This is a genomic window from Allorhizobium sonneratiae (genome assembly GCF_023700755.1).
Classification (GTDB): Bacteria; Pseudomonadota; Alphaproteobacteria; order Rhizobiales; family Rhizobiaceae; genus Allorhizobium; species Allorhizobium sonneratiae.
This window is the reverse complement of record NZ_JAMKOJ010000002.1, coordinates 114,521-140,480: the sequence shown is the minus strand read 5'-3', so window position 1 is coordinate 140,480 and position 25,960 is coordinate 114,521. Positions and strand designations below refer to the sequence as shown.

Sequence of the window (25,960 nt, the reverse complement as noted above, 5' to 3'; positions counted from 1 at the left end):
GCATCCGAAATCTACTGCCTGAACGTCATAACGAAAAGGCCCCATCGATGGCGATGAGGCCTTTTATGAGGATTATCCAACATATCCAGCATAACGCAACTGTCAGCCAGACCTTGCGTCTTCCGTCAGGCGGCGGCATCGCTGCTGCCGGCTTCGCCCCCCTCTTTGGCTTTTTCGGTTGCGGGATCCTTGAGCTGGATCTGTCCGGTATTGGCAAGTCGGATGGCTTCCTGGGCAATGGCGCGCCGCGCCATGGCAATCTCGCGCGGATTGACCCCGGTTGTGCCGGACTGCAGGTCGGATTCGATCATGCGGCGCGAGCGCGGGCTGATGGAGGAAAGCACGCTTTCGCGGATGTCGCCCGGCGCACCGCGCAGCGCCATTGTGATGATATCGCCGGAAATATCGTTGAACAGCATGACACGGCTGCGCTGCGGCATAGCCAGCAGATCTTCGAACAGGAAGATCTTCGGGCGCACCTTGGTTGCCGATTCCTTGCTGATCGTTTCCAGCGAATCGAGCAGTGTATCCACCTGCGGCTTTTCCAGCTCGTTCATCAGTTCGGCTACCTTGGCCGTTCCGGTGGAATTCTTCTCCGCCTCGATCTCGTTGATCAGCTCGATGACCCGGTTTTCGATGATCTGAGCGGCCTGAGGGCTGACATTCTTCAGGTTGACCGTACGGTTCATGATGTCGGCCCGTCGGTTGTCGGGCAGCTTGATCAGCACTTTTGCGCCAAAAGACGAGGGCAGCATCGACAGGATATAGGCGATGGTCTGCGGATGTTCCTTGAGCAGGAAGGCGGCGATGAAATCGGGTTCGGCATCCTGCAGCCGGTCCCAGATCGACGTTTCGTAGGACTGGAATGCTGTGCGTCGGCCGAGAAGCCCATCCACCTCTTCCGGCGTCAGGCCTTCCTCGAGAATTTCCTCAATGGCTTTGGCATTGTCCATCAGGCCTGCACCTTCGGTGAACAGGTCTTCGAATTCATTGACGAGATCCGCCAGTTCGTCCGGCGGAATAGTGCGCAAGGTCTGGGCCGACTGAATGAGGGTCTGCAACTCCGCCTGAGTAAAATATTTCAGCAGCTTGCCGGCAACACCCTTGCCCATGGCAAGCAGCACCGCGGCTGCCTTGTCTGCCTGGCTTAAGGGCTTGTCCACGGCGGAGCCGCCGAAATCGTCAAAGTCCATCATGGTCTTCCCTCTCTGGCCCGAAACAGGGTCAGGACGCCTTGCTGCCCATTACTTCGATCAATTTCACACCGAATCGTGTATCATCATTTTCGAGAACAGTAATCTCTCCGCGGGCGATCCGTCGACCGTTTACCATAATCTCCACAGGCTCACCGATCTTTTTGTCCAATGCAATGATCGCGCCTTCTTCGAGATTCATCAAGGCCGAAACCTGCATCCGGCTGGAACCGAGTACGATCTGCACATCGATCGGGATGTCCATGATCATGTCGAGATTGGCGTTGAGTGCGCTGCCCGGGGCCGGTGTTGCCGCCGATGAGAAACTGTCGCCGCCGAAATCCGAACCGCCCATGGCGCCGCCGAAGTCGGAGCTGCCGAAATCGCCGCCGCCGAAGTCGGAGCCGGAAGAGGCGGCAAAATCCGTGTCCATGCCGGAAAGGCCGCCGCTGGTCGCCTCACCGAAATCGCCGCCGATATCGGAGCCGAAATCCGAGCCCATATCGGGCATTGTGCCGTCACTATCGCTTTTCAAAACGCCACGCAGGTTGTCGATGGCCTGATCAAGGTCATTTTCACCTGCTGAAATGTCCAGCGGATCGAGATCCGGAGTGGGGGTCTTTTTCGTTGCCATGCAATCATTATTCCTGTTGAAACTTGCCTCAACCTGCAGTGCTGGTGCACTGCCGCAATTCCATTATTTCATCAGATGGCGCAAAAGCTCATCATCGCTGCTGTGTGTCGATTTGACCCTGACGGTGTAACGTTCGCCAGCGCGACCGAAATCGCAGCTGTAAAGTTCCTTGCCGTTGGCGCTGACATTGACCGTCACATCGCCCTTGTCCATGAAGGGGATCACATCGCCGGGCGCCAGACGGGAGATGGTGTCGAGCCTGAGAGATTGCAGAAAAATCCGCGCCTCCAGTGTCACCTGGCTCTTGCGCACCTGTTCGGCCAGCTGTTCGGCCCATTCCTTGCGAATACGCGAGGTCTGTCCCTTGGATTTCGGCATCGTGACCCTGGTTTTCAGCAGGGCCTTTTGCGGAATGATCAGGGCGAAATCGGAGGTGATCTTGCCGAGCGTGATGCTGAGCTTGATCAGCGCGCCGAATTCATCGACATGGTCCTTGGCCGGTTGCGGACGCTGGCTGGCATTGTGCGGACGCTCTGAGATCGGTTCGAAGCCGCCCGGCGCATTGACGCCGGAGCGCAAAACGTTGGCGATGCGCTCGAACACCATGACGGCGAGATCGAGTTCGATGGCCGAGAGAGGGCGGGCAACCGGCGGCGCGATGAATTCCGGCAGGGCGCCGAGCAGGTTTTCCATCAGGGTGATGATGAAGCCGTTGCCACAGGCCATGACGAAATTCGGCGACCAGTTGCGCAGCGATGTGTCGGCCAGTGCGTAATGATCGCCGAGACCGGCAATCAGCTCACTCATCAGCCCGCTTGCATGGCCAAGATAGCCGACCTCGATGCTCAGGTTGGTTTCGCTGTGAAACACGTCCGGCAGGAATTCGCTGTAAAGCTGGCCAAAGTCCTGGCACAGCTTTTCCACCGTCTTGCGGTCGCCGAGTCCGCCGGTCAGCCGGGCCAGCAGGGCGTGATCCATGGTATGCGGTTTGGTTTGCGTTTCGGTGCTCATGATCAGGCCGCCTTCTCGCCACCGCCGCCGGGATTCATCATTTCCTGTTCGACGGCATCGATCGAGGGCCGCTCATAGGAGGAAATGGTCTTGCGGCCATATTCCAGCGCCACCTGCGGCACGGAGCCGTTCATATAGGCGAGCAGGGCCTGTTTCACCACGATGTAGAGGCGGTGCTGCTTGGTGCGGACGATCTTGATCTGCGAGCAGAGCGGGTTGACGAGGCAGTAGGACAGAAGAATGCCGAGCATGGTGCCGACGAGCGCCGCGCCGATCAGCTCACCCAGCACGTCCGGCGGCTCGTTGATGAAGCTCAGCGCCTTGATGACGCCGAGAACGGCGGCGATGATACCGATGGCCGGAAAGGCGTCGCCGACGGCGGTGATCTGGTGATAGGGCTTCATCTTGTCGGTGAGGATGGTGTTGATTTCCTCGTCCATCAACGCTTCGATCTCATGGCTTCTGGCATTGCCGATGATGATCAGGCGGACATAGTCGCAGATGAAGGAGGTCAGCTCCTTGTTTTTCAGCACGGTCGGCGCCGTCTGGAAAATCGAGGATTCCTCGGGATTGTCGATATGGGCCTCGATCTCGTTGCGCGATTTCGTGCGCAGATCCCGCATCAGCGAATAGAGCACGCCGAGCACGTCGAGATAGTTTCGCTCCTTCGGCACCTTGTTGCCGAAGGCTTCGGCCAGTGCCTTGCCGGAATCCTTCACCACCTTGATGTTGTTGGACATGACAAAGGTGCCAACGCCTGCGCCGCCGATGATCAGCAGCTCGAAGGGCTGAAACAGCCGCTCGATCGGTCCGTGCTCGGCCATATATCCGCCAAGCACGCTGCCCATGATGATGACAAATCCAATTAAGATGATCATGTTGCGCCTACATCCGCACGTTACGTCTCATCGCAACCGATAGGCAGTCTGGCTTGTGTGAGGCTGTCGAGAAACGGATTTCCTTTGGCCATCCGTGCACCCTCCGCGAAAGCGTAGAAACGTTTATTTTCTAAAAAGCTAACGAATTCAATGAAATCGGATGTCCGTCCGGCTGCGGTCCGCTGGCTGCCTGTTTGTGTCGCCTCAAGGGTAAAGCTTCGCACAAGCCCCATCGCGCATGAGTGAAGTCATGCTGCTGCTGGACCGGCTCCGGTCTTGTGCCTCGGCTTTGAAAACAAGGGCTCGAAGCGCGGTCTTCAAGGACCGGGCCTTGAGCCTCAAACGGTAAACCACGTTCCATGATGGAGGCGAGCAACCGTGACGGTCCGCATGATACCCCCGAAAGGCTGGATGATCCTGTTCCTGAAAGGCGGTTGCGGCAAGCGTCAGGCCTGCTGGTCCCGAACCGACACCTGTGCACGGACGCATTTCTCAATTCCCGTTTGCGTGCACTCACCTTTGTTGATGCATCGATTTTCCAGTCCTGGCGGATGCTTTTGGCTGGAGTGATGCACAAGGCTCGGAAGGAAATGCCATGCAATCAGGCATGTATGTATCCTTGTCGGCGCAACGCGCCCTCGACAAGCGTCTGACAACCATTGCCGACAATATGGCCAATGTGAATACGGTTGGCTTTCGTGCCACCGAGGTCAAATTCGACGAGGTTGTTGCCCGCACCGGCAACGATCTCAACGCCAAGGTCGCCTTCGTCTCGCAGGGCAACGACTATCTGTCGACCGAAACCGGCGAAATCCAGGAAACCGGCAATAATCTCGATTTCGCCGTCAAGGGCAATGCCTGGTTTGCCATGCAGACGCCGGCTGGCGAGGTGCTGACGCGCGACGGGCGCTTCAATATGACCGCAAACGGTCAGTTGGTCACGGTGCGTGGTTATCCGGTGCTTGATACGGGCGGCGCACCGATCCAGCTTGATCCGCAAGGCGGTGAGCCGCAGGTGGGTTCGGACGGCACCATCACCCAGAACGGTCGCAATGTCGGCCAGATCGGTATGTTCCGCGCCGATATCTCTCAAGGCTATCTGCGCTACGACAACAGCGGCATCAAGACCACGCAGGCGCCGCAGGCCGTGGTCGATGATAGCTCGGTGCAGATCAAGCAGGGCTATCTCGAACAATCGAATGTCAATGGCATCAAGGAAATGACCGAGCTGATCAAGGTCAGCCGTGCCTTTGAAAGCATTTCAGCCAGCATGGGCCAGTCTGAAGACAGTCTCGGCGAGGCGATCAAGACGCTTGGCGGCAGCAGCTGACGGGGTGGATGACAGAGAATGAGCCTCGACTTCAATCCCGTTATCGCACCCAATGCGAAGCTGCAGGCCATGGCGGCGCTGGCTGAGCGATACGTAAAGCCGGATCAGGCTGTGGCGCAGGGCGGTTTCGTCAGAACCATCGCCGCTGGCCATTATACCGTTGCCGGTCTGTCACAGCACCTGCATCTGGGCGATTTTGTCGCTCATCGCAGCCCGTCCGGCATTCATCTTGGCGAAGTGGTGCGGGTGGAGCCGGAGCTTGCCTATGTCTGCCCGATCGAACCGGGAGAGCCGATCGCCATTGGCGACACCATCATCCGCAAGGGCGCGTTCCGCGTGGCCGCCGAAAACAGCTGGTGCGGTCGCACCATCAATGCGCTCGGTGAACCGATTGATGATCGCGGGCCGTTGAAATCCGGTCTGAACCGCCGCTCCATTGCCAACACCGCGCCGCCCTCAATGACGCGCTCGCGCGTCGAAACCGGCTTTCGTACCGGCGTCAAGGCCATCGATATCTTTGCTCCGCTCTGCCTTGGTCAGCGTCTCGGCATTTTCGCCGGGTCGGGTGTGGGCAAATCGACGCTTCTGTCAATGCTGGCTCGGGCCGATGCCTTTGACAAGGTGGTCATCGCGCTGGTTGGCGAGCGCGGCCGTGAAGTGCGTGAATTCATCGAGGATACGATGGGTGACAACATGGCCAAGACAGTCGCCGTCGTCGCCACCAGCGATGAAAGCCCGATGCTGCGCAAAATGGCGCCATTGACGGCCATCACCATTGCCGAACACTTTCGCGATCAGGGCGATAATGTCCTGTTCATTGCCGACAGCATCACCCGTTTTGCCCATGCCATCCGCGAGGTGGCGACGGCCGCTGGCGAGCCACCGATCGCACGCGGTTTTCCTGCCTCCGTCTTTACCGAACTGCCGCGCCTGCTTGAGCGCGCCGGTCCCGGTGTGGATGGTTCCGGCACGATCACCGCGATCATCTCCATTCTCGTCGATGGCGACAATCACAATGATCCGATCGCCGATTCCACCCGCGGCATTCTCGACGGTCACATCGTCATGGACCGTTCTCTCGCCGATGAGGGGCGTTATCCGCCGGTCAATCCGCTTTCTTCCATTTCGCGTCTGGCGCGCAAGGCCTGGACGCCGGATCAGGAAAAGCTGGTGTCGCGTCTGAAAACCCTGATCCACCGCTATGAGGAAACCCGCGATCTCAGACTGATCGGAGGCTACCGCGCCGGCAGCGATTCCGATCTCGATATGGCGATCAAGCAGGTGCCGGTTCTCTACGAAGTCCTCAAGCAGACCCCTGCCGACGGACCTGCCGCCGATGCCTATGCCGACCTCGCCCATGCCCTGAAGGCCGCCAACACGACTGGAAACAACAATGCGCGTCGATCCTGATCTTTTTGACGACTTCACCCGAGACGACATGCCGCCGGTACCGCCGCCGCCCAGCAATCCCCCCCGTGAAAAACGCGGCCTCGCCGACCGGCTGCTCATGATGGCCGGCGTGTCGCTCGCGTTGGCTGCTGCGGCGTTTCCCTGGTATGTCTTTCTCAATCCGCAGAAATTCAGCTTCCGCAATGATGCGGTTCAGCAGGCACGCGACATGCCCGCCAAGGAGGCGAAATCGGTGTTCTCGATTGCGCCCATGGCCGTCGTCAACAGTAATCCCACGCCGCAGAAACTGCCCAAGGATATTGACCGGATGCAGACGGCAACCCTGCCGCAAGGTCCGGATGCCCCCGATGGCAAGGGCGGCGAGGCGTTGGCCCAGCCTTTTCCCGGTTCGGTTTTCCGTCTGCTGCATGTGGCCAACGGACAGGCGTTGATCGAGGATTCCTCCGGCATGTACATGGTCAAGGTCGGTTCGGTCCTGCCCGATAACAGCCGTCTTGCCCGTCTTGAACAGAAAAACGGCAAGTGGGTGATCATCACCTCGACCGGCGCCATCTACGAAAATCAATAGTTGAAATTTTTATCCTCTCTTCAAGGCTGCGCCACACCGGCGCAGCCTTTGTCATGCCCACCGGTCTCTGTGTGATCTGCATACGGGAAGCGCAAACTAAGCGTTAAAATAATAAAATTTTATCAATGGTTTAAATGGTAATTTCAGAAAAGTTAACCAAGCTTGGAAAAGCCTGTTTTCGGTCAGTCTGACGCAAGATTGTCAGCCTAGTCTCCAGGATGCAGATTGGAGAAAAAACCATGGAACCGATACAACTTTTTGACTTGGCATCCCGACAGGCGGAATGGCTGTCGCTGCGTCAGGAAGTCGTTGCCGGCAACATCGCCAACGCCAATACGCCGAAATACAAGGCCAAGGACATCACCCCCTTCAAGGCTGTGCTGGACCACAGCCAGACCGTCATGGCACGGACAAATCCGGCTGACATTGCTTCGAACGATCTCAACACCAATCTCGATGTCGACGTTCGTACAGCACCGCTGACCGATGAGGTTGGTGTGCAGGTCTCGGGCAATTCGGTCTCGATTGCCGATGAAATGACCAAGATGGGCGAAATCCGGCAAATGAGCCAGCTTAACACCAACCTCGTCAGTAAATTCAATAGCATGATGCTGATGACTGTGAAGAGGTAAGACATGGATTCAGTGACAGCGACCGATCCGCTCAAGGCAGCCCTGAAGATTGCCGGCAGCGGACTTGATGTGCAATCCACCCGTTTGCGGATTGTTTCGGAAAACATCGCCAACGCCCAGACCACCGGCGACACGCCCGGCGCAGACCCTTATCGACGCAAGACCGTGACATTCGGTGAAGCGGTCGACAAGGCCACGGGCGCCGACATCGTCAAGGTCAAGAAGCTTGGCTACGACCAGTCGAATTTTACCGAGCAATACGATCCCAGCAATCCGGCAGCCAATTCAAAAGGCTATGTCAAAATGCCGAATGTCAACGTGCTCATTGAAATGGCCGACATGCGCGAGGCGAACCGGACTTATGAAGCCAACCTTCAGTCCGTCAAGCAGACCCGCGACATGATCATGTCTACCCTTGATCTGCTGAAGAGCTCGTCATGATCGATACAATCAGCAAAATCGGTTCATTCGCCGCCTCGGGCCTGACGGACGAGACAGGTGGTACCTCTTCGACAACCGCATCGCTGGGTCTTGGTGCAGGTACCTTTTCCACACAAGGGGTCACGACACAGAATTCGACGCCGGGCACCGCCACTGGCGCCTCTTTCGGAGAGGTCATGGGCAGCATGATGACCGATGCCATGGATTCGCTGAAGACGGCGGAAACGAATTCGATCGGGGGCATGCTGGGCAAGGTCAGCACCCGTGAAGTGGTGGATTCGGTGATGGCCGCAGATCGCACACTGCAGACTGCCATGGCCTTCAGAGACAAGCTGGTGTCGGCCTATCTCGACATCACCAAGATGCAGATCTAGGGCGCCGGTCTGATCGCATCGGATCGACGCTCAAAGCTTTGTTTTTTCGCATTTCCGACCGCAGCACCGGTTTCGATTTCTGTCGGAAATGCGCCAACGCCTTCAGAGGAAAGCAGACATGAGAGCTCTCGCCATCGCCGCCACCGGCATGAACGCCCAGCAGACCAATCTGGAGGTTATCTCCAACAACATCGCCAACATCAACACGACCGGTTTCAAGAAATCGCGCGCGGAATTTTCCGATCTGCTCTATCAAAGCGAGCGAGCTGTGGGGGTTGCTAACCGCGCCAACCAGTCGGAAGTCCCGGAAGGGGCGAATATCGGTCTCGGCGTGCAGACGGCAGCGGTCAGAACCTTGAATTCGCAGGGTGAGCTTTCCCAGACCAGCAATGAGCTGGATGTGGCTATTGTCGGACGCGGCTATCTGCAGGTGCAAAGCCCGGATGGCAACAGCACCTGGTATACGCGCGCCGGTGCGCTGGACAAGGATTCCAATGGCAATCTGGTAACCAGCGACGGTTACAAGATCATTCCGAACATTACCGTTCCGACCGATGCGACGGAAATCAAGATCAGTGAATCGGGCGTCGTGTCCGTTCTCCAGGGTACGAGCAGCACCTATAACACGATCGGCCAGCTCGAGACATCTGCTTTCGTCAACCCGGCCGGGTTGAAGGCGATCGGCGACAATCTCTTCCAGGAAACGGCCTCTTCCGGCAAGCCGATCAACGGCACGCCCGGCGATGCCGGTTACGGTTACCTCAAACAGGGCTATCTGGAATCCTCCAACGTCGATTCCGTGACGGAAATCACCAATCTGATCTCCGCTCAGCGTGCCTATGAGATGAATTCCAAGGTCATCACCACCGCTGACGAAATGGAACAGGTCGTTAGCAAGAACTTGAAAAACTGATTGAAACGGGAGGCAAACATGATGTTTCGCCTGATGAAAAACGTGTTCAGATCGAAAGAAACGGTTCCGGTCGCGCTCTGCTTCCTGCTGGCGCTGACCGTTCCGGCGCTTGCTGCGCAGCGTTTCGCTATCGTGCCCACAGACGTCATCTATCCGGGCGAAACCATTTCTTCCGGTAAGCTGGATCGGGTCGAGGTTACCAATCCCAATCTCATCGGTGGCTATGCCTCCGATATGGATCAAGTGGTTGGAATGCTCAGCACCCGCACGCTTTTGCCCGGTCGGACAATTCCGCTCTCATCTTTGAAAAAACCTTATGCGGTCACCCGCGGCTCCCAGCTCAGGATTGTCTTTCATATCGGCAATCTGACGATTTCTGCAGCAGGCACGCCGATGGACGACGCCAATATCGGCGACGTGATCCGGGTGCGTAATCTCGATTCCGGCCAGATCGTCAGTGGCACGGTGATGGCCGATGGAACGGTGCAGGTGAAGGCAAAATGAAACTGTTCCGTCCTTTCTTCACATTGATGACCATTCTGGCGCTGATCCTGCCGCAGCCTGCGCTGGCGGTCGGCTCACGCATCAAGGATATCGCCTCGCTTCAGGCCGGGCGTGACAACCAGCTGATCGGGTATGGTCTGGTAGTCGGCCTGCAAGGCACCGGCGACAGTCTGCGTTCGGCGCCCTTCACCGAACAGTCGATGCGTGCCATGCTGCAAAATCTCGGCATTTCGACCCAGGGCGGTCAGTCGGCGGCCAAGAATGTCGCCGCAGTCATGGTGACGGCGACGCTGCCGCCCTTTGCCAGCCCCGGCAGTCGGATCGATACGACCGTCAGCTCGCTGGGCGATTCCAGCTCGCTGCGCGGCGGCACCTTGATCATGACCTCGCTGTCAGGCGCCGATGGCCAGATCTATGCCGTGGCGCAGGGCTCCGTCGTTGTTTCCGGTTTTAATGCACAAGGCCAGTCGGGCAGCAGCCTGACGGAGGGGGTCACCACCACCGGTCGGGTGCCGAACGGGGCGATCATCGAACGGGAACTGCCAGCCAAGTTCAAGGATTCGGTCAATCTGGTGCTGCAATTGCGCAATCCCGATTTCACCACAGCACTTGGCATGGCCCGCACCATCAACAATTACGCCAAGACAACCTACGGCTCCCCGATTGCCGAAGCCAATGATTCCCAGACCATCACCGTCCAGAAGCCGCGCACGGCCGATCTGACGCAACTGATGGCGGATATCGAAAATCTCGTGGTCGAAACCGATACACCAGCCAAGGTGGTCATCAACGAGCGCACCGGCACCATCGTTATCGGCGCCGATGTCAAGGTCTCGAAGGTGGCGGTCAGTTATGGCACGCTGACCGTGCAGGTCAATGAGACCCCGCAGGTGGTGCAGCCGATGCCGTTCTCGAACGGGCAGACGGCGGTTCAGCCGCAAAGCAGCATCACAGCACAGAAAAATGGCGGCAAGGTCGCCGTCGTCGATGGACCGGATCTGCGTACGCTCGTGACCGGCCTGAACAATATCGGTGTCAAGCCGGATGGCATCATCGCCATCCTGCAAGGGATCAAATCGGCTGGCGCCCTGCAAGCGGAGCTCGTTCTTCAATGACTGGGATCGAATATCGCACATCTGCAACCACGCTTTCCATGGCGGGTCTGGTCTTCGGCTTTCTGGCGCTATCGGTTTTGCCGGGCAGCGCCCAGAACGCTGTTCCCTCACCGGGGTCCAGCCTGGAGGAGATCCAGAAATATTGCACCAATATCGCCGATCCCGCGCGGGACCAGCGTTATCTCCTGCAAAAGCAGGATTTGGAAAAACTTCAGGCTGAGGTCAACCAGCGCATCGCAGTTCTGGAAAAGCGCAAGGCCGAGTATCAGGACTGGTTGTCCAAGCGCGATGATTTCATGAAGAAAGCCGAGAACGGTCTTGTCGATATCTATAAGACCATGGCGCCGGATGCGGCAGCCCCGCAACTGGCACTGGTCAATCCCTTTCTGGCAGCGGCGATCGTGATGAAGCTGCCAGCCAAGCAATCCAGCGCCATTCTCGCTGAAATGCAGCCGGACAAGGCTGCGATCATCGCTGGCATCATGTCGAGTGCCGCTGACCCCACGACATCCAAAGGCTGATCATGAGCGAACCATTAGCAAAAGCGAGACCGGACCATTCAAGGCAGCGGCGCAGTTCGTCTCTGCCGCGGCTTGTTGGCCTCCTGCTGATATCGTCTGCGCTGGCAGGCTGCGGCAACACCCAGACGAACCGGGATATCGGCAATGCTCCGGCGATGAGCCCTGTCGGCAGCGGTCTGCGCTACAGCCAGGCGCCGCAGCTCAACAGCTATCCGAAACAGGCCAAGACCGTGACGAACGGCTATTCGCTGTGGAATGACCGACAGGCGGCGCTGTTCAAGGATTCGCGCGCCATCAATGTCGGCGATCTGCTGACAGTGACAATTTCGATCAATGACAAGGCGAAGTTCTCCAACGACACCTCGCGCAGCCGCAAGAACTCCACCTCACTGACCTGGAACACTCTGATCAATCTGTTCGGTCTCAAGACACCGGACGGAACGGGCAATCTCGGCACGGATTCCAATACCAGTACGGATGGAAAGGGTTCTATCGACCGGTCGGAAACGCTCAATCTGAAGATTGCTGCGGTGGTGACGGGCATTCTGGAAAACGGCAATCTCTTGATCAGCGGTTCTCAGGAAGTGCGTGTGAATCAGGAAATGCGTATCCTCAACGTCGCCGGTATCGTGCGCCCGCAGGATGTCGATTCCAGCAACACGATCTCCTACGACAAGATCGCCGAAGCCCGCATTTCCTATGGTGGCCGCGGCCGCCTGACGGAGGTGCAGCAGCCTCCGGTCGGCCAGCAGATCGTCGACATGTATTCGCCGTTCTGACGGTTTGAAACAGGAAGGAGCGGTTGTGCCATGACAGATGTGCCTGCCCTTGAGGGACCGAAGAAAAAATCCGCGATGATCATTCTCATCGCGGCACTGGCTGGCCTGACACTGGTTGCCGGTGGCGGCGGCTGGCTTGTCGGCACCATGGTCGCGCCCAAGGTGAAAAACGCCGAGGATGCTCAGAAGGCGGCAGCCGAGGCAGCGCAGAAAAAAAAGGACGCCGGAAAAAAAGGCGAGGGTGACCTGCCAAAGCTTTCCGCGATTGCCGGCAATATCGTTCAGCTCGATCCGATCACCACCAATCTGGCCTATCCCTCGGAAAACTGGGTGCGGCTCGAAGTGGCACTGGTGTTCAACGGGCCAGTCGATGCCAAGCTTGCGGAGGAAATCCATCAGGACATCCTTGCCTATATGCGCACGGTGTCGCTGCAGCAGATCGAGGGGCCGCGCGGTTTCGATTATTTGAAGGACGATCTGCAGGAGCGTGTTGACCTTCGCTCCCAAGGGCGGGTATCGAGACTTATGTTCAGGACATTTGTCATCGAATGATTCGATTCCTTTTTCTGCTTGCCGTCATGATCGCGGTCCCGGAGCTGGCGCAGGCGCAGCAGTTTCCGGCAAATCTGTTCAATGGTGGGCCGATAGAAGGCTCTGCCGCGTCCTGGATCATCCGAACATTCGGCCTGTTGACGGTGCTGTCGATTGCGCCGGGCATTCTGATCATGGTGACGAGCTTTCCGCGCTTCATCATCGCCTTTTCCATTCTGCGCTCCGGCATGGGGCTTTCCAGTACACCCTCGAACATGATCCTGACCAGCATGGCGCTGTTCATGACGTTTTATGTCATGACGCCGACCATGGATCAGGCCTGGAAGGATGGTGTGCAGCCGCTCTTGAACAACCAGATCAACGAGACGCAGGCCGTGCCGCTCATCGCCGAGCCGTTCCGCACCTTCATGCAGAACAACACCCGCGACAAGGATCTGGCGCTGTTCATCGAACTTGCCAAGGAACGCGGTCAGACACCGGTCAACAATGGCAAGGTGGATTACCGCGTCCTCGTGCCGGCCTTTATGCTTTCGGAAATCCGTCGCGGTTTTGAAATCGGCTTTCTGATCATCCTGCCCTTTCTGGTCATCGACATGATCGTCTCGACCATCACCATGGCCATGGGCATGATGATGCTGCCGCCGACCTCGATTTCGCTGCCCTTCAAGATCCTGTTCTTCGTCTTGATCGATGGCTGGAACCTTCTGGTCGGCAGTCTTGTCCGCTCCTTCCACTGACGGCGTCTTTTACCCCCCATAAACTATATTCCGCCTTAGCCGGGCATATTACACCGTAAATCAGGTGGTTTTGCCATGTTCACACCTGGTTAACTATTTCCGTTCAGCCAACCTTAAACGGAGCGGTGTTTTTTGGCTCTCAGAGGCGAATTAATGCGGACTACAGTTAATTGACATGATGTCGATCGCTTCTGCCGGTATTGTGAACCCGGCATGTCCCTCTATCGTTTTTTGTATCCAAAGGGACAGATCTCATGACCAGCATCATGACAAACAATGCGGCCATTTCGGCCCTCTCCACCCTGCGTTCGATCAACAATCAGCTTGATAGCACGCAGAATGCGATTTCGTCCGGCTACAAGGTCAAGGACGCTTCCGACAACGCCGCTTACTGGTCGATCGCAACGACGATGCGCTCTGACAACAAGGCCATGTCTTCGGTTCAGGATGCGCTCGGCATGGGCGCTGCCAAGACCGATACGGCTTATACCGGCATGAACGCCGCCATCGACGTCGTTTCCGACATCAAGGCCAAGCTGGTTGCTGCCCGCGAACCGGGTNTGCCAAGACCGACACCGCCTATACCGGTATGGAATCGGCCATCGACGTCGTTTCCGACATCAAGGCCAAGCTGGTTGCCGCCCGCGAACCGGGCGTTGACAAGGACAAGATCAACAAGGAACTGACCGAACTGAAGAACCAGCTTGGCTCGATCGCCAAGTCGGCCTCCTTCAACGGCGAAAACTGGCTCTACGACAACAGCGTCGGCAATGGCTCCACCCAGCAGATGGTTGGCTCCTTCGTTCGTGGTTCCGACGGCAATGTCTCGATCAAGACGATCAGCTTCGACACGACCAAGTCGATGCTTATCAACGACAAGTCTGCCTCTGGTGGTCTTTTGACGGCTGGTACGCAGGCCACCTGGGTGACCGGCACCACCACCACCACCGGCACCTACTACCTGATCAGCTCGGCTGCCGGTACGGGTTCGGGTACGGAAATCTCGCTCAGCTCGACCACGACCGACACTGCCATCGACGGCATGGTTTCGGCAGTCGACAAGATGCTGTCGCAGATGACGGATGCTGCCTCCACCATCGGTGCGACGACCTCGCGTCTGAAGCTGCAGGACAACTTCATCAAGGACCTGAGCGACACGATCACCACCGGTGTCGGCCGCCTGGTAGATGCCGATATGAACGAGGAATCGACCAAGCTCAAGGCGCTCCAGACCCAGCAGTCTCTCGGCATTCAGTCGTTGTCGATCGCCAACTCCAACTCGGAAAACATCCTGTCGCTGTTCCGTTAAGCGTAAGCAGCCCTGGAAAACAGAACCGCGGCCGAAAGGCCGCGGTTTTGTCGTTGATGTAACATTTCAACAGGATGCAGCCTTGGAAATCCGTGGATTTCGTCCAGCACGCCGCCGAGAGAGAGATCAAAACCGAGGGGCGGGCATGCCGGCGGTTCGATAGGCGGCAATCACCGTATTGGCCATGAGCATGGCAATTGTCATCGGCCCGACACCGCCGGGAACAGGGGTAATGGCCCCGGCTTTTGCGGCGCAGTCCTCGTAGGCCACGTCACCGACCAGTCTTGTCTTGCCTTCGCCTTTCTCAGGCGCGGGGATGCGGTTGATGCCGACATCGATCACGGTTGCGCCCTCCTTGATCCAGTCAGCCTTGACCATGCCGGCGCGTCCGACGGCGGCGACAAGAATATCGGCCTGGCGGGCAAGAGCGGGCAGGTCGCGGCTGCGCGAATGCGCCATGGTCACCGTTGCATTGGCATTGAGCAGCAATTGCGCCATCGGCTTGCCAAAGAGATTGGAGCGACCGATCACCAGCGCATTGAGGCCGGAGAGATCAATTCCATGCACCTTGCGCACCAGAAGCATTGCACCGGCGGGGGTGCAGGAGATCAGGCCCGTGTCCATGTCGCCGCTGAACAGTTTGCCAGCATTGACGACATGAAGGCCATCCACATCCTTTTCCGGCAGGATCGACTGGATGACGGCGTCAGACTGTAAGGGTTTCGGCAATGGCAACTGCACCAGAATACCATGAATGGCCGGGTCGGCGTTAAGGCGGGCAACGAGATCTTCAAGCGCCTGTTGCGTGGTCTCGGCGGGAAGCGTGTGCTGCACCGAATTGAACCCGCATTCCTTCGCCATCCGGCCTTTTGAGCCGACATAGGCATGGCTGGCCGGATCATCGCCAACGATCACCACCGCAAGACCGATCTTGCCGCCGGTGGTGCTTTCGAATGCCGTCGCCTTTTCCTTCACGCTCTCAATGACAGAGGCCGCTGCCTGCTTGCCGTCAATCACCACCGCCACGCCGTTCGTCCTTCCGATCAAGATGAATGATCTGGGACAGCTAGCATTTCTGGCGCTTTGCCAAAAGGATAAAAGGCAAGATCACTCTTTTTTATGTGCTTTCAGCCTGTATCGCAGCACGTGAAAGAGGAAGACGGGAATGCCGATGAGATAGCGCCGCCACAGACGGCCGGGCTCATGCAGCAGCCGATATATCCACTCACAGCGAATGCGGCGCACCCAGTAGGGAGCACGTGGCATCGTGCCGGAGACAAAATCGAAGAGAGCACCGACGCCGAAAACCACACGGCAATGCTGCGGTCCGATATGGGTGCTGATCCATTTTTCCTGCAGCGGTGTGCCCATGCCAACCAGAAGAATGTCGATTTCGGCCTGTTCGAGCCGTTCGAGAATGACCGGCAGTTCCTCATTGTCAAAATACCCATCGGCAACGGGAATGAAATGATGCCAGGGAGCATGTTTGCGGAAACTGGCAACAGCGCCGGCGAGTACGGCAGGCCGACCTCCGATCAGGCCGATGCGACGCGGCTCCTCCATATAGGTCATGAGGGCAGGAATGAAATCTGTGCCGTTGAGATTGGCGGCAAAAGGCTGCCCGTCAATCAGCGAGGCTGCGAGATCAAGACCGATCCCGTCCGGTAGCACGATGTTGTCATCCAGCACCTTACGATAGGCCTCGTCACGCATCATGATGGTGACATTGTTGGCGTTCAGGAATGAGACTTGGGCATAGGCACCAGGTGTGGCGGCATACTGGCTGATCAGACTCAGCCCGGACAGCCAGGACATGTCGAAAACGGACATGTCGAAGAGCGTCTTTTTCGGTGCAAGCTGGCGTGAGGCGGATATGAGGTTCATCGGATGAAATTCGTCATCGGGATAGGTTGTTCCCCTGGGCAAGGCCAACCCGGAGAAATCCTGCCGGATCCGATGGATCAGCCAGGCAGCATTCATTTCGGCTTCGCTCTGTCGCTCAGATCGAATGGAGTGGTCAGCCTGTCCTATCCATCTTTCGCTTTCAGTACTATAGCCTGATGTCCCTGCCAGTTCCATCCTGAAGGGATCAGGGTCTGATGTCGAACTCGCGACCTGTCGTGACGTCCTGCTCATCGGCCTCGTCGCCCCCTTTGATATGAACAAAGACGGTAACACGGGCCGATGAAACCCAGCTTAATTAGAGAGCTTCAAATCTCGCTACTATGTTTATCAGTATTTAACCATGACACGCAAGCAGAACTGCATTGGAGTATCTTTGGCAGCAACATGCTTGCTACGCCATGTCCTAGAGCATTGTCCCAAGAAAAGTGCGTAGCGGTTTTCCGTCCGGAAATACGTAGAAACAAAGAGTTCGGGCGCTTCGGTGTTTCCGTGAAACAGTGAACCGCTCTAGAGCATCGGCCGAAAAGTGGGAACCGGATTTCGGAAAAACCCGATGCGGAAACAAAATCTGAGAGCATCGTGCCGGCCCCGATTCTGGGCACGATGCTGTAAAGCACGTTGCGGCTTATCAGGCTCGGTCAACGTGCTTTAAGTCTTTGTTTTTTCGTATGTCCGTTATCGTTTTATTGAGGACAATAAAACGCAACATGCTTTAAGCCGCTGTGTCTCAAACTTGGCGATAGCCTTCGTTTGGCGACGGGCACGCGCCGCCTGCTATTTGCCGGTTTGGGCATCCGGCGGCAGTTTGTCGCCCTCGACAAGTTTTACGGCTGGCTTCAGCTTCGGCGTACCACCCTGATCGATTTCCTGCTTGCTCAGATAATCGAGCTGTTCGATCAGAACTTCGGTCACAACCGGTGCACCCAGACGTTTGTTAACGTCGTCCTTGATCTTTTCCCGGAAGGCATTGACGTCCAGCTTATGGCCATTCGACATATCGATCATCTTATTGCCGACAAGAAGGCTGAAAAGCTCGTCTGTCATCACCGTGTTCATGGGGATTTCGACCTTCTCCACCTTGTCCTTGTCGACGACGAAAGAAAGTCGGCTCAGGAAATAGCCCTGAACACCGCCTTTTTCCAGATCCGGAATGGTGATCTGTTCGCCGCGCACCACCTGGGTGGCGATCTTGCTGGCATTGGGGTCTTCATGGGCAACAGGCGCGGTCGCAATCGAAACGGAGAAATACACCGCCACCAATGCGACTATGACGGCCCAGACACCGGCTATGATGATTTTGATCATCAGTTTTCTCTGTAGAGGAACTGTTCCTGGGAATAGGTGCCATCACCATCGGCATCCTGCACCGCGTTGCGCAGAATATCGGCCACGGCACGCACGGCATGAAGATGGGCCTCGACGCGTCTTGCATTGACGGCCAGCTTTTTCTTCAGGCTGTGCATCTGCTCCACATAGGTTACGGCGATTTCCCGTGGGTCCGTATCGCGAAACAGCATGGTCAATTCATACAGGCAACGGCTTTTATGCGCGTTGGAAACCTTGAGGTCGAATTCCGGATCCTTGCCGATCCGGTGGTTCTCGTTGTCGATAATCATCTCAAGACGGCCGAGAACGGTCTTGATCCGGTAATCGTTGGACACATGTTCCATAAAATCTCTAATCCTTGACTTGCAGCAGGTCTCATTGCAGAGCGATCCGGTGGGAAAGGCAATTCTTTCATCCGCCCGGTGCATTCCGATAATGCCAGCCGTCCCCTTGCTTTTATGTCATTTCAGCCAGCGGTTCGATCGTGACATTTGCACCCGTGTGCAGCGCCATGGTGAGCAAATGTCAAACTCATTCGACTGGGAGGTATGCAGGCGCACAGCGCTGTGCAATGGCTCCCAATTGTCATCTTCAAACCGGCATTTACGGCGCCATGTGTTTTATCAAACACACAGAAGATACTGTAACGCTTTAAATCTGCTGCATGATTCGTCTGAAATCCCAACCATCTCAAGACATCATGCCGCAGTGCAGGTTTACACAGTCGCCGCTTTTGCAGTTTCGCTGCTGTTGGCTGTCTGGGTCTGGTCCTGCTGCTGATCCTGGTCCGGCGCTTTAAGGGCAAGCGCTTTGCGTTCGATCTGATCGAGGCGCATCTGCGCCATGTTCTTGTCGGCAGCGGATGTGGAGCTGTTCTGCACGGCATGGCCGCGCATTTTCGCCAGTTCCTCGGCATACATCTGCTTGGCAATGCCGATACCGCCGCGGTTTGCGATGGTATTGCCGATCTGTTCAGCCATCATGCTGCGCCAGATTTCACCAGCACTGCCCTTGCCATAAAGAGCTTCGGAATCCTTGGGCAGCATGTTGGAGATGAAATTCTGCAGCACCACGCCTTCATATTCGCGATAAGGCTTGGGAATATCCTTCACCTTGATGGAATTGGTCGCGCGGTTGGCAAGCCCTGCCTTTGCGGTGTCGCTGTTCAGCGTATTCATCGCGACTTCGAAACCGGCGCTCTTGCTATTGAGGTCCGCAGCCCTGGCCGAGGCGCGAATGGTCTGTAACTTCTGCTGTGCTTCGGCAAGAGATGATTGATCCGCCGCTTTGACCACATCCATGACCAGATCGCTGGGAGGAGAAATAGCCACCGTCGTCACTCCTTGACATATCTGCCAGACGGCACACCGATTGACTAATCGATTGCTCAGTCTGATCGTTCTGAGCGCCTTTCTCAACGAAGCAGCGCTCACCCACATTTCAGATACAGACTATCTCTCGTGAAGCTTGCTGGAGGCTGTCGTGGAAAAGGTCAGATCGAGCAAATCTTCGAGAGCCTTTTCCTGCATCTCGCGATCTTCTTCATCGCGCGCCTCTTTCATGCGGTCTTCCAGTCGGTCAGCCTTGGTGCGCTGGCGTAGCACGATATTTTCCTGCACGCGTTGCACGTCGATCATGCGCTTGTCGTCAGAACTCAAACGGGCAAACCGCTCGGCATAGGACTGGGCGAAAAGACGGTGGACGGGATCCATCGACCCCAAAGCCTCGATCACACGATCGAGGCCGGCGGCGATTTCCTCGCGCTTGCGGCTGGTTTCGGCAAGATCGAGCTCCGCCATCTTTTCCAGATGCCTCTGTACGGTGACAAGGCGCTTCAATTTTCTGGATTTCAGCTCCGGCCCCATCCCGTCACCTCAATTACCGAGAAAAATGGGCAGGAAACTGTCAGCGAACTGTCGAACCATGGCGCCGATCGACCAATAGACCAGCAAAAGTCCGCCGGTGATCAGATAGGGGGTCGAAATATAATAGACCGGGATTTGCGGGGCGAGCTTGTTGATCAAGCCGATACCGAAATTGAACATCAGCCCGTAAATGATGAAGGGGCTGGAAAGCCTCAGCATCAGATAATAGGTCTTGGCGGCCGTATCGGTCAGTGTAATCAGCATTTGCTGGGTGTTGGGGGAATGGCCGATCGGAATGATCGAATAGCTGTCGATCATCGCGTGCAGCACCACATGGTGAAAATCCATCATGAACAGCATGAGCAGCCCGCAAAAGCTCAACATGTTGGTCATCTGGTTTTCGGCCGTGTCTTCCAGAACATCCGGCGCGGTCATGGCGTTGAAGCCGATCATCATCGTCAAAATCGCACCGGCAAATTGCAGGCCGAGAACGAAAATGCGGGCCATCAGCCCGAATACGGTACCGATCAGGCTTTCGGTGAAAATCAGCAGAATGAAGGAGGCGCCGCCGCCAGAAACCTTGGGATAGACCGTATCCCATAAAATGGGTGTTGCCGCCATGGAAATGCCGATGGCGACAAACAGCCGGACCTGCATCGGCACACGCGCTGTTGAAAAGCCGGGCAGGACCATGAAACAGGCGCCGATCCGGCAAAACACCAGAAAAACGGCCAGCACGGAACCCTGGGGGTCGCTGATCATGAAATCGCGCCCAGAATCTTGATTTCTATGCCTTTGGCCAGTTCGACATGCGACAGAACCGGCAGGGTTGCAAACAGCCGCTCAATGATCATGCGCACATAGGAGCGCGTTTCGGGCGATGTGACAAGTACAAAAGGAAGGCCCCGGTCCATGAATTCACGGATAACCCGGCTTGCCTGTTCGCTGAACTCTTCCAGCGAGCGCGGGTCGATGTCGAATTCCACGACTTCACCCTTGTTGTCGCGCTTGAGGGCCTGGTGGAAGACGAGGTCCCATTTGCTACCAAGCCTCAGTACACGCAGAACGCCGTTATCGGTCAGGTCGCCGCATAGCTGCTGAGCCATGCGCACCCGCACATGTTCGACGATCTGTTCGGTCTTTCGCACATGGGGAGCAAGCTCGGCCACCGCTTCGAGGATCAGATGCAGGTTGCGGATCGAGACCCGCTCGGCCAGAAGCAGTTTCAGCACCGCCTGCAGGCCGGAATAGGACATGTGCGAGGTGCAGATTTCATCCGCCAGCTTTTTATATTCCGGATCGAGCCGGTCGATCAGGATCTTGACGTCCTTGTAGGACAAAAGCTGCGGCAGGTTGTTACGCAGCACTTCCGACAGATGAGTGAGCACGACAGACACATTGTCGATCGGATGAAAGCCTTCGCGCTTCAGGTCTTCGGTGAAGGTTTCGAGGATCGAGACGGCTGGCATGCCGAAGGCTGGTTCGCGGATATCGTCGCCGGGAATGCGCGGTTTGCGGCCATTGCCGGTGACGACCAGCACTTCCCCGACACGCAGAATGTTCGAGGCAATGGTCGTGCCGTGAATGCGGATATGATAGGCCTTGTCGGGAATGGAGATATCGTCCGAAACTTTGATTTCGGGAACGACGAAACCGTATTGCGAGGCGAATTTCTTGCGCATCTTGCCGACGCGGAAGGCCAGTTCCTGATGCGAGCCCAGAAGGCGCGTCGAAACCAGCTTGCCAAGAGCGAGCTCGATTTCGGCGGTCTTCAGCACATTCTTGACCGAATCCTTTTCGGCTTCCTTGTTCTGCGAGACCTTCTGCTCTTCCATCTGGCGACGGGCGAGATTTTCTGCCTCGACCTGGCGTGGAATGAACCAGCTGCCGAAAGCCATCAGGCCGCCCAGTGTGACGAAAGGCAGCATTGGCAGGCCGGGAATCAGCGCCAGAATGCCCATCAGCACGGCGGCAACCATCAGCGCCTTGGGATAGCCGCTCAACTGGTTGATAACCGCCTGATCGGTCGAACCGGCATTGCCGCCGCGCGACACGAGAAGGCCGGCGGCCAGCGAGACGATCAGGGCCGGAACCTGCGAGACCAGGCCGTCGCCGACCGAAAGCTTGACAAAGACATCTGCCGCCTGGCTGATCGGCATGCCATGGCGGAAATAACCGATGACGATGCCGCCGAAAATATTGATCGCGGTGATGATCAGACCGGCGACCGCATCGCCGCGGACGAATTTCGATGCACCGTCCATGGCCCCGAAGAAGGAGCTTTCCTGCTCCAGCTCGCGCCGCCGGCGCTGGGCCTCGGCCTCGTTGATGATCCCAGCCGAAAGGTCGGCATCAATGGCCATCTGCTTGCCGGGAATGGCGTCCAGGGTGAAGCGGGCGCCAACTTCAGCGATACGGGTTGCGCCCTTGGTGATGACGATGAAATTGACCGTGACCAGAATGGCGAACACGATCAGACCGATGACGAAATCGCCGGACATGACCAGTGCCGAAAAGCCCTCGATCACATGGCCTGCGGCTCCATGCCCTTCACTGCCATGCGACAGGATCACGCGCGTTGTCGCAATGTTGAGCGACAGGCGGATCATCGTTGAAATCAGCAGAATGGTCGGAAAAGAGGAGAAATCCAGCGGCCGCTGGATCCAGAGCGACACCATCAGGATCAGAACGGAAAAGGCAATCGAGAACGCCAGACCCATATCGATGAGAAAGGGCGGTATCGGCAGAAAGAGAATGCAGAGAATAAGAACGATGCCGAAAGCAAAGCCGACATCACGGCCGCGGCCGGGATTGAGTGTCGGAATCGGTGTCGTCGGTGCCTGAGCCATGATGCGATCCATCTCCTCATGAGAAGGGTGAGCTGGAAACACATGCCAGCCCTATCATCTCACCGCTACAGGGTGAAGCTTGCCCGGCGCTGGTTTTGTATCGTGTTTGCTGTCAATTCGCCTGATCGTGGCGGAGTCATGAAAAGCGATCGTGGAAACACTGCGGCTCGGCAAACAGAAAAGCGCGCCGAAGCACGCTTTCGCCTCAAATCCTGTCGGGATGACCGGCGGGTCTAGGGTTTTCAGTGTTTCGAGCAAACACTGAACAATTCTACAGCGCCGTGCGTTTTATCAAACGCACAAAGGACGCTGTAACCTGTTAAACATACTGCATAATTTCTTCCTTAAATCGATTCCGATTTAAGAAGTTATGCAGTAGAATCTCGGATTTTTCCGAAAACCGGTCCCCACTTTTCGGTCGATGCTCTCAATAAACAAAAAGACTCAGACTTTGGGTCAGAAACCTGATTGAACCCGCGAAAACACGAGATTGGCAAAAAGCGAAATCTGTCCGCCGATAAAGGGAGCGGTAATCCCGACGGCCAGAAGAATTGCCACGATCTTCGGCACGAAGGTCAGTGTCATTTCCTGAATCTGGGTTAGCGCCTGAATCAGCGCCACCGTGACACCGACAATCATGGCTGCCAGAACCGCGGGCCCAGAGGCGACTAGCACTGTCCATACGGCAGAGCGCATGATATCGAGCGCATCGGCTTCATTCATCGATGTTATCCCCGCAGCATCATGCTGCCATTCTGAATTTGTTTCTCCGACGGCTCAGGAGCCGCTGGAAATCTTGACGCCTGTCTGCAGATTGATCGAATCGCCATTGCTGGTCGTCAATGATACGGAATCATCGTTGACTTTCACTGAAGAAACAACCCCGGTTGAGGTGCTATCAGAACTTGTGACCGTGGTTCCGACCAGTGAGCCCGCCTTGGTGAGTGCCTCGGCCTGCAACATGCTCCTCAGCAGCGTGTTGGTCTTGATCGATTGCTCGACTTGCGAAAACGTAGCCAACTGGGAGATCTGATCGGATGCATTCATCGGGTCCGTCGGGTCCTGATTTTGCATCTGAGCAATCAAAAGTTGCAGGAAGTCGTTGTAATTCATCGTGGCATCGGCTGAATCCGATGTCGATGAGGCGTTTGCCCATGGATTGGTATAGGTCGAGCTGGTACTGCTCGTACTGGTCGCGCTTGTGGTCGCGTCTACCGCCATGGAGCGATCTCCTTGCGGATCTGCTCGATCGTGGCCGGGGGCATTTCCTGATTGTTGAGAATGCGGTCCTCGATCGTATAAAGCCCGCGAATAGCTTTAAGCGCATCGAAGGCGCGTCCCGACATGACCATAGCGTCGATGCGTTTCAGTTCGGCCAGAACCTCGTCATCCTGGAAGCAGGTCAGCAGCATGACAACCGATTTGCGGAACATGGCCAGGGTCTGTTCCTTGCCTTCCGGGTTGATCAACATCATTTGCGCAATGAAATACAGCTGTCTGAGCGGCGTTGTCGCGTCTTCCGGCTGGAGAACATGGTTTTCCAGCAGAAAGGTGACATCGTTCAGGAATTCAAGGGCAACTTTCCGGTCAACGCGCAACACGGCACCATTGATAAAGATTCGTTCCCCGGATTTCAGCGAGATTCGCAAGGTGCTCTTCATTTAAGTCCATCCCTGATGATGGTTGTTACATCGATGATACCCTGGTAGTTGTCGGATTCACGTTTGCGAATGCGGTCGCATTCTTTCAGAATCCACAGGGCGATTGAGATAAGATTGGCGCGAAGTTCATCGCCAAGCTGGTTGTCGGGCTGTTTGAGGTCTTCAATAAAGCGTATCCAGACCCGACGGGTGTAATAGATTGCTTCTATGCTTTCGCGACCGTAGCGGCCCGCGGTTCTGGCTTGCGCCAGAAGATCGATGGATCTGTCGAGAACCTGTCGCTCACGCTCCTTGGCATCGGCAACGCCATCCTCCATGATCTCATTGTAGGAAAACTGGTACATCTAGGTTCCCTCTAACCCTACCACCCTCTCGATCATGAGAGGTAATCCACAAGGCTTAGCTTTTGCAATCTTGCCGTCAACGTATATGATGTTTCAATCAAGGATTGAAGATTGTTGAGCTTGGTCGAGGCTTCGTAGGCATCAACGCCGGTCAGACTGGTCAGCTGTGTCTCGATAATATCCTTCTGTGAGCTTAACGAATCGTTGGCATCCTTGATTCGTTGCTGTGAAAGTCCAAGCTGGGTCTGTTCGTTCTGGATACCGGTGATCGCCTTGCCGGTATAATCGATGGCCTTGTTAACCATCGTGGACCGCGTATCCGTCGACAGGTTCATGCTGAGCATTTCTTCGCCGATGACCGAGGCCAGTCCCATGTAGCGGAAGCCGTTGGAGTTGGCGGTCGAAGAGGTCTGCACGACTTCGGTCTTGCTGATCCGGCTCGATACCGTCGTATCGCTGGCCGAAGACCAGTTGTCTGTCCAGCCGCTGGTGTCGGTAGTGAACATGGGTTCCAGCGTATTTTCCAGAAAATCTTTCATCTGGTCAGAAGTAATGCTCGATGTTGCCGAGTCATTGACCGACATGCCGAAATAGCTCTGAAAGGCATCATCGAAAGCCTGTTTGGCCGAGGAGACATTGCCGTCGGAATCGACGGCATTGTAATCGGCCATCGGTTTCACATCGGTATTGATGCCGGAAAACAGATATTCTCCGTTGGCAGATGTGTTGGCGGCGCTGGTAAAGGTGTTGAGGGCATTGGTCGCCGTCTGCTGTGCGGTCGTCAGGGTCGCGTTATCGGTGTTGTTGCCGATACTGACATAGGTTGACTGCAGGGTCTGCGCGGCGGACAGGATCTGATCGAGTGCTGCTTGTGAGGCCGACAGGCGCGTATCGGCAATGGAATTGGCGTCGGAGAGCGATTGCAATCGCAGACTGTCGCGGGTCAGATCGACTGCAGACGATGTTTGCGCCCCCAGTTGTGTACCGACATCGGCATATTCGCCGGTGGTGACTTCTTTCTGAAGATCGACCATCTGCTTCTGTGCATCGGAAATGGTCAGACGCATGGCATTTTGTATGGTCTGACTGGATATGCTTGATGTCTTCAT

The 25,960-nt window shown here is 56.4% G+C and carries 30 protein-coding genes and 1 pseudogene; 14 read left to right on the top strand and 17 right to left on the bottom strand.

What is annotated here, in order from left to right:
- Positions 1-125: 125 nt before the first annotated feature.
- The 4 genes from fliG to motA all read right to left on the bottom strand — a co-directional run bounded on the left by fliG (position 126) and on the right by motA (position 3,716).
- Positions 126-1,196, bottom strand: coding sequence for a flagellar motor switch protein FliG (gene fliG, locus NAC44_RS03600; protein WP_250937842.1), 1,071 nt, complete (start codon positions 1,194-1,196; stop codon positions 126-128).
- A 28-nt stretch (positions 1,197-1,224) separates the two neighbouring features.
- Positions 1,225-1,827 (bottom strand): flagellar motor switch protein FliN, encoded by a 603-nt coding sequence (fliN, locus tag NAC44_RS03595; protein WP_250937835.1) that lies wholly within the window; start codon positions 1,825-1,827, stop codon positions 1,225-1,227.
- 63 nt (positions 1,828-1,890) lie between these two features.
- Positions 1,891-2,844 carry a FliM/FliN family flagellar motor switch protein gene (locus NAC44_RS03590; RefSeq protein WP_420839879.1) on the bottom strand — a complete coding sequence of 318 codons (954 nt, stop codon included), beginning with the start codon at positions 2,842-2,844 and terminating at the stop codon, positions 1,891-1,893.
- Positions 2,841-3,716 (bottom strand): flagellar motor stator protein MotA, encoded by an 876-nt coding sequence (motA, locus tag NAC44_RS03585; protein ID WP_250937832.1) that lies wholly within the window; start codon positions 3,714-3,716, stop codon positions 2,841-2,843. Before motA ends, NAC44_RS03590 begins: the two co-directional genes overlap by 4 nt.
- Positions 3,717-4,311: 595 nt before the next feature.
- Here motA and flgF point away from each other — a divergent pair.
- The 14 genes and pseudogenes from flgF (at position 4,312) to NAC44_RS03515 (ending at position 14,901) form a co-directional block, all read left to right on the top strand.
- The gene (gene flgF, locus NAC44_RS03580) at positions 4,312-5,046 is read left to right on the top strand and encodes a flagellar basal-body rod protein FlgF (protein WP_250937830.1); all 735 of its coding nucleotides are present in this window, start codon (positions 4,312-4,314) and stop codon (positions 5,044-5,046) included.
- Between the two features lie 18 nt (positions 5,047-5,064).
- Positions 5,065-6,456, top strand: a complete 1,392-nt coding sequence (fliI, locus tag NAC44_RS03575) for a flagellar protein export ATPase FliI (RefSeq protein WP_250937828.1) — start codon at positions 5,065-5,067, stop codon at positions 6,454-6,456.
- Between the two features lie 28 nt (positions 6,457-6,484).
- Complete coding sequence (locus NAC44_RS03570) at positions 6,485-7,024, top strand: flagellar protein (protein ID WP_250938731.1); 540 nt, start codon at positions 6,485-6,487, stop codon at positions 7,022-7,024.
- Between the two features lie 239 nt (positions 7,025-7,263).
- Positions 7,264-7,656 carry a flagellar basal body rod protein FlgB gene (gene flgB / locus NAC44_RS03565; protein WP_250937826.1) on the top strand — a complete coding sequence of 131 codons (393 nt, stop codon included), beginning with the start codon at positions 7,264-7,266 and terminating at the stop codon, positions 7,654-7,656.
- Positions 7,657-7,659: 3 nt separating this feature from the next.
- On the top strand, positions 7,660-8,097 hold the full coding sequence (flgC, locus tag NAC44_RS03560; RefSeq protein ID WP_250937825.1) for a flagellar basal body rod protein FlgC: 438 nt from the start codon (positions 7,660-7,662) through the stop codon (positions 8,095-8,097).
- Positions 8,094-8,471, top strand: a complete 378-nt coding sequence (gene fliE, locus NAC44_RS03555) for a flagellar hook-basal body complex protein FliE (protein WP_250937823.1) — start codon at positions 8,094-8,096, stop codon at positions 8,469-8,471. Before flgC ends, fliE begins: the two co-directional genes overlap by 4 nt.
- Positions 8,472-8,589: 118 nt before the next feature.
- On the top strand, positions 8,590-9,384 hold the full coding sequence (gene flgG / locus NAC44_RS03550) for a flagellar basal-body rod protein FlgG (protein ID WP_250937821.1): 795 nt from the start codon (positions 8,590-8,592) through the stop codon (positions 9,382-9,384).
- Between the two features lie 18 nt (positions 9,385-9,402).
- Positions 9,403-9,888, top strand: a complete 486-nt coding sequence (flgA, locus tag NAC44_RS03545) for a flagellar basal body P-ring formation chaperone FlgA (RefSeq protein WP_250937819.1) — start codon at positions 9,403-9,405, stop codon at positions 9,886-9,888.
- Positions 9,885-11,003: a flagellar basal body P-ring protein FlgI gene (locus tag NAC44_RS03540; RefSeq protein WP_250937818.1), complete on the top strand. Its 1,119-nt coding sequence runs from the start codon at positions 9,885-9,887 to the stop codon at positions 11,001-11,003. The genes flgA and NAC44_RS03540 overlap by 4 nt, the downstream gene beginning before the upstream one ends.
- Complete coding sequence (locus NAC44_RS03535) at positions 11,000-11,524, top strand: MotE family protein (RefSeq protein WP_420839865.1); 525 nt, start codon at positions 11,000-11,002, stop codon at positions 11,522-11,524. Before NAC44_RS03540 ends, NAC44_RS03535 begins: the two co-directional genes overlap by 4 nt.
- A 2-nt stretch (positions 11,525-11,526) precedes the next feature.
- On the top strand, positions 11,527-12,303 hold the full coding sequence (flgH, locus tag NAC44_RS03530) for a flagellar basal body L-ring protein FlgH (protein ID WP_250937816.1): 777 nt from the start codon (positions 11,527-11,529) through the stop codon (positions 12,301-12,303).
- 30 nt (positions 12,304-12,333) lie between these two features.
- Positions 12,334-12,855, top strand: coding sequence for a flagellar basal body-associated FliL family protein (locus NAC44_RS03525; protein WP_250937814.1), 522 nt, complete (start codon positions 12,334-12,336; stop codon positions 12,853-12,855).
- Complete coding sequence (gene fliP / locus NAC44_RS03520; protein WP_250937813.1) at positions 12,852-13,592, top strand: flagellar type III secretion system pore protein FliP; 741 nt, start codon at positions 12,852-12,854, stop codon at positions 13,590-13,592. The genes NAC44_RS03525 and fliP overlap by 4 nt, the downstream gene beginning before the upstream one ends.
- A gap of 254 nt (positions 13,593-13,846) precedes the next feature.
- A pseudogene (locus NAC44_RS03515) lies at positions 13,847-14,901 on the top strand (flagellin N-terminal helical domain-containing protein).
- A gap of 126 nt (positions 14,902-15,027) precedes the next feature.
- Here the strand turns inward: NAC44_RS03515 and folD are convergent.
- The 13 genes from folD to NAC44_RS03450 form a co-directional block, all read right to left on the bottom strand.
- Positions 15,028-15,927: a bifunctional methylenetetrahydrofolate dehydrogenase/methenyltetrahydrofolate cyclohydrolase FolD gene (folD, locus tag NAC44_RS03510; RefSeq protein WP_250937811.1), complete on the bottom strand. Its 900-nt coding sequence runs from the start codon at positions 15,925-15,927 to the stop codon at positions 15,028-15,030.
- Between the two features lie 81 nt (positions 15,928-16,008).
- Complete coding sequence (locus tag NAC44_RS03505) at positions 16,009-16,881, bottom strand: WecB/TagA/CpsF family glycosyltransferase (RefSeq protein WP_250937810.1); 873 nt, start codon at positions 16,879-16,881, stop codon at positions 16,009-16,011.
- 699 nt (positions 16,882-17,580) lie between these two features.
- Positions 17,581-18,111, bottom strand: coding sequence for a hypothetical protein (locus tag NAC44_RS03500; protein ID WP_250937808.1), 531 nt, complete (start codon positions 18,109-18,111; stop codon positions 17,581-17,583).
- On the bottom strand, positions 18,111-18,476 hold the full coding sequence (locus NAC44_RS03495; RefSeq protein ID WP_250937807.1) for a hypothetical protein: 366 nt from the start codon (positions 18,474-18,476) through the stop codon (positions 18,111-18,113). The genes NAC44_RS03500 and NAC44_RS03495 overlap by 1 nt, the downstream gene beginning before the upstream one ends.
- Positions 18,477-18,848: 372 nt before the next feature.
- On the bottom strand, positions 18,849-19,463 hold the full coding sequence (locus NAC44_RS03490) for a rod-binding protein (RefSeq protein WP_250937805.1): 615 nt from the start codon (positions 19,461-19,463) through the stop codon (positions 18,849-18,851).
- Between the two features lie 120 nt (positions 19,464-19,583).
- Positions 19,584-19,997 carry a hypothetical protein gene (locus NAC44_RS03485; protein ID WP_250937804.1) on the bottom strand — a complete coding sequence of 138 codons (414 nt, stop codon included), beginning with the start codon at positions 19,995-19,997 and terminating at the stop codon, positions 19,584-19,586.
- Positions 19,998-20,006: 9 nt separating this feature from the next.
- Positions 20,007-20,759: a flagellar biosynthetic protein FliR gene (gene fliR, locus NAC44_RS03480; protein WP_250937797.1), complete on the bottom strand. Its 753-nt coding sequence runs from the start codon at positions 20,757-20,759 to the stop codon at positions 20,007-20,009.
- A complete protein-coding gene (flhA, locus tag NAC44_RS03475; protein ID WP_250937796.1) occupies positions 20,756-22,846 on the bottom strand; it encodes a flagellar biosynthesis protein FlhA in 2,091 nt (696 codons plus the stop codon). Before flhA ends, fliR begins: the two co-directional genes overlap by 4 nt.
- Before the next feature lie 456 nt (positions 22,847-23,302).
- The gene (gene fliQ, locus NAC44_RS03470; protein WP_250937794.1) at positions 23,303-23,569 is read right to left on the bottom strand and encodes a flagellar biosynthesis protein FliQ; all 267 of its coding nucleotides are present in this window, start codon (positions 23,567-23,569) and stop codon (positions 23,303-23,305) included.
- 54 nt (positions 23,570-23,623) lie between these two features.
- A complete protein-coding gene (flgD, locus tag NAC44_RS03465) occupies positions 23,624-24,067 on the bottom strand; it encodes a flagellar hook assembly protein FlgD (RefSeq protein WP_250937793.1) in 444 nt (147 codons plus the stop codon).
- Complete coding sequence (gene flbT / locus NAC44_RS03460) at positions 24,058-24,507, bottom strand: flagellar biosynthesis repressor FlbT (RefSeq protein ID WP_250937791.1); 450 nt, start codon at positions 24,505-24,507, stop codon at positions 24,058-24,060. Before flbT ends, flgD begins: the two co-directional genes overlap by 10 nt.
- Positions 24,504-24,851 carry a flagellar biosynthesis regulator FlaF gene (gene flaF, locus NAC44_RS03455; RefSeq protein ID WP_250937789.1) on the bottom strand — a complete coding sequence of 116 codons (348 nt, stop codon included), beginning with the start codon at positions 24,849-24,851 and terminating at the stop codon, positions 24,504-24,506. Before flaF ends, flbT begins: the two co-directional genes overlap by 4 nt.
- A gap of 32 nt (positions 24,852-24,883) precedes the next feature.
- Entirely contained in the window at positions 24,884-25,960 is a 1,077-nt protein-coding gene (locus tag NAC44_RS03450; RefSeq protein ID WP_250937788.1) for a flagellar hook-associated family protein, read from the bottom strand.